Here is a 6,415-nt window from a genome sequence, read left to right as displayed (position 1 = left end):
ACTCGCTCTTTTAGCTCATTAGCTTCGAGTTTTAGCTCATTAGCCTCGATCTGATAAGTTTGAATTTCTTGCTGAACATGAACCAGTTGTGATGCAGCTTGCTTTGCACGTTGTTCTGCTTCATTGCGTTGAAATACAGCTTCCTCATTTTCTTTTGCACGTTGTTGCCATTCATCGCGTTGAGCACGAACAGTCATCAATAGCTGTTTAAGCTCATGAGGAGAAGCAGGTTCTTTCTGCCGTGAGCGAGGATGATTAGCAGCGTTTTCAGCATTAGAATTTCCACGTCTCCTCATTGCCATAATTTAAGTTCCTATGCGAGTATTTGTTATATTTAAGTATAAGTATTCAGTTTAGCCGAGATGAACTCATTTAAGTGTGATCTCGGTTCTATTGGTAATATGATCTCAATGTGGGTTGAGATATCTTTTATTCTGTCTCAAGCGCTCAAATTCTCAGACGTGCGATCTCGAAGGGCTAGAGATATTGCGCTTAATAAGCAAGCTAACCTTTGAAAGGCGAAGGAGAATAAGCGTCAAAGCCTCTTCTCTTGTAGGAATTACGAATTACGTTAGCATTGGGAAAACTGGAAGCTTCGCAAACACAATAGAATGATTCAAACCTTACGCAAACTAGTTACATTCGATGAATTCGTTGCTAAATATCCTGACAACACAGGAAAACATTATGAATTGCATGACGGAGTAATAGTTGAAATGTCCCAACCAACAGGCGACCATGAAGAGGTAGTTGGATTTTTAGCCTTTGAAGTTACTAGAGAGTGTATTCGTTTAAATCTCCCCTACTTCATACCCAAAACAGCATTAGTCAAACCCCCTGAAAATGAATCTGCTTACTCACCAGATGTGCTGATATTAAATCGCCCCAATTTAGTAAACGAACCTCTGTGGAAAAAAGAATCTACTGTAAGCCAAGCGGAATCAATACCTTTAGTAGTTGAGGTAGTGAGTAGCAATTGGCGTGATGATTATTTAAAAAAAGCTGCTGACTATGAGGCTGTAGGCATTCCAGAATACTGGATTGTAGACTATGCGGCTTTAGGCGGTAGGCGATTTATTGGCAACCCCAAACAACCAACTGTTTCGCTTTACACCTTAATTGATGGAGAATACCAAGTCAGCCAGTTTCGAGGTAGCGATCGTATTATCTCACCTCTGTTCCCCGAATTAAATTTAACCCCCGAACAGATTTTTCAAGCCAGTGGATATCCTGTATAACTCTTATCACTATTAGAAAAGAGCGATTTCCGTTACAGACGAAATTTGTTGTCGCAAACTCTTTAGTAAATCTAGAGTTTTTTCGTAAGCAACTTTTTTTCCTTGGTTTTCAAAGTACTCAGATGCTTTTTGTAAATCAGACATCGCTCCTAAATGATATCCTAAGCGATATTGAGCTACTCCCCGATTAACATAAGCTTGAGCATTACTGGGGTTAAATCTGATGACTTGGGAAAAATCACGCACCGCACCAAAGTTATCTCCATTTCTGCCGCAAGCACAAGCTCGGTTAAAGTACGCTCTATAATCGTTAGCATTGAGACGAATTGCTAGATTAAAGTCGAGCATAGCTGCTTGGATATCTTGCAAGGCAAAATGCGCCAAACCTCGGTCATTGTAGATATCTGCAAGCATTAAGCTGCTGATTCGGGGAATCTGAGTTAAAGCCAAATTAAAGTCAAGAATTGCCTCTGAGTCTTTCCCATCCCCAGCACGGGCTAGCCCTCGGTTGTAGTAAGCTCGAAAATCGGAGGGTTTAAGAGCAACAGCTCGATTGAGATCGACAATGGCAGCTGAATAATCACCTTGTCTGTAGTGTGCTACTCCCCGGTTCAGATAAGCCTCAGAGTTATCAGGTGCAAAATTTATGGCTTGAGTACAATCTGTAACAGCTTGATGGTAATGTTGTAGTTGGAGATAAGCCAGACAGCGATCGCTATAAGCTATAGCAAAATCTTTCTCAACGTCAATTGCCTGGTTAAAATTCTCTATAGCTTCCTCGTAATTACCCAGCCGCATCTTATCCACACCCAATTCCAAGAAGTGACTTCCTGTAATTTCGGGAATTGAAATGGGTGCTGAATGTGCAGGTAAAGTCAGAAAAGTAAGCGGTAAAGCAATAACTACACTGAGAAATAATCGCCACAAATAACTCATAATACCAAATTAGGATAGGGAGTATTGTTTGATATTCTTGGAATAGTCTTTTTGTAAAAACTTTAATCCAAAATTCAAAATCTAAAATCCAAAATTGGTATCAGTATCCTATTGGAGAATTTCGGCAATCTTAAAATTAGCGGGACAAAAAGCCCCGCAAATTGTTAATTATTGAAGTTAGATTTTAGTCTACTTCCAGTCCTTATCTGCTTGTAAAAGCACATAAGCAGTTACATCTTCAATCTGGTTAGCTTTTAAACGACTACCGAAAGCAGGCATGGCATTTTTACCTTTTGTAACTTGGGCGATAATCGCCTCTGCTGAGTACATACCATACTTTTCTAAAGCTTCTTTCTTCAGGTTCTTCGGAGCTTGAACCAGATTTTTACCTCCTGCATGACAAGAGGCACAATTAGCACTAAATACTTTAGCTCCACTAACAGCGTCTGCTGCCAAAACTGGACTGCTGAAGGCAAAGGTGAAGATTGCTATGCCTAACAGCATCACTGTAATAATTTTTTTCATTTCGTGTTCTCTCTCTCTCCAATAACAGCTTATTCGCTACGATCTCCTCCATAATTGTCAGTTGAGGCGCTCCTATAGTCAAATGACAAGCTGTCAAACTTCGCTATCAAGTTTTTGGATTTTAAATATTCGGGGTTTTAGATTTAAGGTTGTTAGCACAGAACGATGTCTGGCGACAAGTTGGTTTGCATTTACGCTAATAATAAAAATGCAATGTTATATAAAGTTTAATATTTTATAAACAATAAATGATATGTGTTTAAGGATAAAATATTTAAGATGAAAATTGTCCTGCTTCATCCTTTCTATTTCATCCTTTGTTGTTTATGGCAGTCCTAAATCATTTGTGAAATATTTTTCTCTTTGCTGTCATTAGTCATTAGTTACTTGTTCTTTGTAATCACAAATGACCAAGGACAAATGACTAAGGACGACCATAACAAAATTTTCACGACTCAAATAGGATTGCTATAGTTGACAGCCCCTAACTGAGTAAGCGCATCTTCTGTAACACGACAAATTTGCCAATCATCTAATATAGATGCTCCCATACTACGGTAGAATGCTTTAGCTGATTCGTTCCAATCCAGCACACTCCACTCTAAGCGCCCACAATTACGTTCTACAGCTATCTGAGCTAATTTATTCAAGAGAGCCTTACCAATACCTTGCCTACGAAATTCTGGTAAAACAAATAAGTCTTCCAGATAAATTCCTGGCTTAGTCAGAAATGTTGAATAATTATGAAAAAATAGGGCAAAACCAACAGCTTGACCCGCAGATTCTGCTAAAATCGCTTCTATATATTTGTGCGCTCCAAATAAATGCTCTTTAAGTTCCAGAGCATTGCCAGTGACAGCGTGAGATAATTTTTCATACTCAGCCAGCCCCTGAATTAATTTAAACAGTACGCTGTAATCAGTTGGTTCAGCAAAACGCACAATCAAATTGCTACGCGAAGTCATTAGTCTATAGTCTATAGTTCATAGTCCATAGTCTATAGGCAACTGTGCAAGTTTTTTCGACTAATGACTAAAGAAAAGCCGAAAAAAGGTATAAAACGCCCTGTTTTTGCAATTTGCGATAGGTGAAGCTCAAGAAATATACATATACAAGCTCGGCTTCATTCATTAGGTATGTGGATTTAATAAAGAGCAAGTTTTGTAAGGCGTGTTACGGGCATTTGTCCTAACGCACTTAAAATCTAGGATGGTGCGTTATCGCGTACCGTAACGCACCCTACTAGATTTAAAGTTTTGCACTTTATTTGATCCATGTTCATTAATGAAGCTAATCTATCTTCGTAGATGTAATTAAATCAACCAACCTTTTAAACGTTTGGCTATGTGGGGACGGCGCAATTTTCGCATGGCTTTGCTTTGAATTTGTCGCACTCGCTCACGAGAAAGATTGAACATGTTGCCAACTTCTTCTAAGGTACAGGGTTCGCTGGTTGTCAAACCATAGCGCAGAGAAATTACATCTTTCTCCCGTGGAGTTAACACGTCACCCAAGACTTCCCAAATCTCCTGACGCATCATGTTTTCATTCATTTTTGCTTCTGGAGACAGGTTATCTTCATCTTCTAGCAAATCCATCAATTCCGTGTCTTCTTCTTTACCGACACGGTGGTTGAGAGAAAGTGCTTGACGACGTAGCTGTTGTAGTTGACGTAGTTGTTGCACACTAATTTCTAAAGCTTCTGCCATTTCTCCTTCGGTAGGATTACGGCAAAGTTTCTGCTTGAGTTCTCGTTGTGCTTTTTTCAGCTTGTTAAGCTTTTCAACAATATGAATAGGTAGCCGGATTGTCCGTGCATCGTTAGCTATAGCTCTGGTAATCGCTTGTCTAATCCACCAATAGGCGTAAGTAGAAAACTTATATCCTTTATCTGGATCAAACTTTTCTGTAGCGCGATTTAAACCCATTGCTCCTTCTTGAATTAAATCCAGGAAAGGCACTCCCCGATTCAGGTATCGTTTAGCAATAGAAACTACCAATCTCAGATTTGAGCGAATCATTTTGCGTTTCGCTACTCTACCTTGATACAAGCGATTTTCTAATTGCTTTTCCGTCATTTCTAGCTCGGAAGCCACCTCTACCTTGCTAGGTTCCTGTCCTAGTTTTAATTCTAAGGCTGCTTGTAATTCCCTAACTTCTTCTAGAAACCTAACTCGCCGCGCTAACTCTACCTCTTCATCAGCTTTTAGAAGTGGATAACGCGCCATTTCTTTAAAAAACGCGCCGACGGCATCATCATGCTCGGTTTTATTGTATCCCGAAGGACGGGCCGCAGCCATATCATCCCCGTCGCGTTCGTCTGATTCCAGATTTTCTACTACAATTGGAGGCTCTTCATCTGCCACTGCTTCTAAAATATCGAGTAATGGTTCTTCAATATCAGCAGTATTCTCCAGTATTTCCATTTCTCCTAATTCAACAATATTCATAGTTTCCTTTAGGGATTGTTGCTTTGTTTGGTACATAATTTAGTTACAGCTACTCGTTTGAGGCTTGGTAGTTTTCCCTAAGGGACGAATGCACCCGTTTATATAGCGAGATTCAGGCTTATGCTAATTTTTCTTCAGTAATGAAAATCGGCATCTACCTAACACCTATGGGTTACAGTTAGATACAACCTATAACTAAACTGGCCTTCGCACCCAACAAAACTTTCTTCTCAGGCTCCTAACAGATTATATTCTTCATTTTTTTCTTAATTACCAAATATGTCAAACCCCCTCAAACTTTCTCAACCTTAACAAACATAGAAATTTCAGCTAACCATCCAAATATCTTAAATTTTCATATATTTTTATAAATATTTTTAATATTTATCTCTTGGAAATCACTGGATAAATTAAAAACCTGGTGCTGGAGTTATGCATTCCTGATTTCAATTTACCCAGATGAGAGAAATTATAATAATGGCAGCTTAATTTCAAGATATTCTTATTTGTATAAAAGCATCTCATATACAGAAAGGGTTGAATATCTATCGATAGGCGGAAAAAGGCTACTCCCTATTTAGTAGATGGAGCAACTGTTGCAGGAAGGACTGACATGCTTTTATTTGTATAGTGGGTACCAAATATTTATTGCATGTACAGTTGATACGAATTTGTCTAGTAGATTACATAAGAGGAAACTTATCAAGTATTATGAAGGATAACAGTATTGGGAAATACCATTTAAGTCTAACAAAATAAAAAATTAGACTTAATTAAGCTAGGTTATCTTTGACCAGCTAGGTGAGGTAAATATCTAACTATAAAGTCAGAAAGTATGTATATTAATGACGTAAAATTATCTCCTTTATTAGTATCTGAACCTAGTCAATCATACCAGTCAGGTATAACTGTTAATAGGTGGGTTGAAGTACTGGTAGACTGTCCAGGAAGTACAGGACTATTTACTTATCGATTGCCAGCCCAGTTAGAAATAAAACCAGGGGATATTTTGAGCGTGCCATTTGGGGCACAACAATTAGGAGCGATCGCTATTCGGTTACTGGCACAACCAAATGTCGATTTACCACCAGAAAAAATCCGGGAAGTAGAAGATATTGTTAGCGTTGGATTTTTCCCAAGTGCTTATTGGGAATTACTCAATCGAGTTGCTGCATATTACTATACGCCCCTAATTCAAGTAATCCGGGTTGCTCTGCCGCCAGGGTTACTGGGGCGATCGCAGCGTCGTATCCGCCTTGTTGGAGG

5 protein-coding genes and 2 pseudogenes are annotated in these 6,415 nt (G+C 39.0%); 2 read left to right on the top strand and 5 right to left on the bottom strand.

Annotated elements, in window-relative coordinates; translation table 11 throughout:
* Window positions 1-302 (bottom strand): annotated as a pseudogene (locus ACFE90_RS32345) (hypothetical protein); the annotation flags it as partial.
* Between the two features lie 309 nt (window positions 303-611).
* On the opposite strand from ACFE90_RS32345, the gene ACFE90_RS32340 reads away from it, so the two are divergent.
* Window positions 612-1,238, top strand: coding sequence for a Uma2 family endonuclease (locus ACFE90_RS32340; RefSeq protein ID WP_375506408.1), 627 nt, complete (start codon window positions 612-614; stop codon window positions 1,236-1,238).
* 12 nt (window positions 1,239-1,250) lie between these two features.
* Here ACFE90_RS32340 and ACFE90_RS32335 read toward each other — a convergent pair whose 3' ends face one another.
* The 4 genes from ACFE90_RS32335 to ACFE90_RS32320 all read right to left on the bottom strand — a co-directional run bounded on the left by ACFE90_RS32335 (window position 1,251) and on the right by ACFE90_RS32320 (window position 5,185).
* The gene (locus tag ACFE90_RS32335) at window positions 1,251-2,174 is read right to left on the bottom strand and encodes a tetratricopeptide repeat protein (protein WP_375506407.1); all 924 of its coding nucleotides are present in this window, start codon (window positions 2,172-2,174) and stop codon (window positions 1,251-1,253) included.
* 189 nt (window positions 2,175-2,363) lie between these two features.
* On the bottom strand, window positions 2,364-2,699 hold the full coding sequence (gene petJ / locus ACFE90_RS32330) for a cytochrome c6 PetJ (protein ID WP_375506406.1): 336 nt from the start codon (window positions 2,697-2,699) through the stop codon (window positions 2,364-2,366).
* Window positions 2,700-3,154: 455 nt separating this feature from the next.
* Window positions 3,155-3,664, bottom strand: a complete 510-nt coding sequence (locus ACFE90_RS32325; protein WP_375506405.1) for a GNAT family N-acetyltransferase — start codon at window positions 3,662-3,664, stop codon at window positions 3,155-3,157.
* A 348-nt stretch (window positions 3,665-4,012) separates the two neighbouring features.
* On the bottom strand, window positions 4,013-5,185 hold the full coding sequence (locus tag ACFE90_RS32320; RefSeq protein WP_100901585.1) for an RpoD/SigA family RNA polymerase sigma factor: 1,173 nt from the start codon (window positions 5,183-5,185) through the stop codon (window positions 4,013-4,015).
* Between the two features lie 799 nt (window positions 5,186-5,984).
* Between ACFE90_RS32320 and ACFE90_RS32315 the strand changes: the two are divergent.
* Window positions 5,985-6,415 (top strand): annotated as a pseudogene (locus ACFE90_RS32315) (primosomal protein N'); the annotation flags it as partial.

Origin of the sequence: uncultured Nostoc sp. (assembly GCF_964245445.1) — a bacterium.
In the GTDB taxonomy this organism is placed as follows: Bacteria; Cyanobacteriota; Cyanobacteriia; order Cyanobacteriales; family Nostocaceae; genus Nostoc.
Note: the sequence above shows the minus strand (reverse complement) of the source record. Positions and strands in the feature narration are given on the sequence as shown.

What these genes read in the sequence shown, in the direction of transcription:
- ACFE90_RS32335 (WP_375506407.1), bottom strand. Translation starts at nt 2,174, where the DNA reads ATGAGTTATTTGTGGCGATTATTTCTCAGTGTAGTTATTGCTTTACCG.
- ACFE90_RS32320 (WP_100901585.1), bottom strand. Translation starts at nt 5,185, where the DNA reads ATGTACCAAACAAAGCAACAATCCCTAAAGGAAACTATGAATATTGTT.
- ACFE90_RS32340 (WP_375506408.1), top strand. Translation starts at nt 612, where the DNA reads ATGATTCAAACCTTACGCAAACTAGTTACATTCGATGAATTCGTTGCT.
- ACFE90_RS32325 (WP_375506405.1), bottom strand. Translation starts at nt 3,664, where the DNA reads ATGACTTCGCGTAGCAATTTGATTGTGCGTTTTGCTGAACCAACTGAT.
- petJ (WP_375506406.1), bottom strand. Translation starts at nt 2,699, where the DNA reads ATGAAAAAAATTATTACAGTGATGCTGTTAGGCATAGCAATCTTCACC.